General features: G+C 40.2%; 1 protein-coding gene. It reads right to left on the bottom strand.

What is annotated here, in order from left to right; genetic code table 11:
- Window positions 1-351, bottom strand: a 351-nt coding sequence (locus J582_RS0105675; RefSeq protein ID WP_032049054.1) for a DDE-type integrase/transposase/recombinase, incomplete at both ends; no start/stop codon positions are given.

The raw sequence follows: 351 nt of genomic DNA, 5'->3' as shown, positions 1-351 counted from the left end.
TCTGCTTTTAAATATTCAATCACCTCTGTTTTGTATAAGCCATTCACCGTTTCAGCCAAAGCATTATCGTATGAATCACCAGTCGTACCGACTGATGCTCGTAAATTTGCAGCTTCTAAACGATTGGTATAGCGAATAGAAAGATATTGAACACCTCTATCGGAATGATGAATCACATTCTTTGGCATGCCTCGATCGTGCAATGCTTGCTCCAATGCATCGAGCACCATATCTGTATTCATCCGTGTAGATACTTTCCATCCAACAATTGCTCGTGAGAACACATCAATAATAAAGGCGGTATAGACCCAGCCTGAATGAGTTTGAATATTTAAAAGCAGATTGGCAAGG

The sequence above is a fragment of the Acinetobacter sp. 1566109 genome, assembly GCF_000582255.1.
In the GTDB taxonomy this organism is placed as follows: domain Bacteria; phylum Pseudomonadota; class Gammaproteobacteria; order Pseudomonadales; family Moraxellaceae; genus Acinetobacter; species Acinetobacter nosocomialis.
The sequence above is the reverse complement of the archived record's forward strand: the minus strand, read 5'-3'. Positions and strand labels throughout refer to the sequence as shown.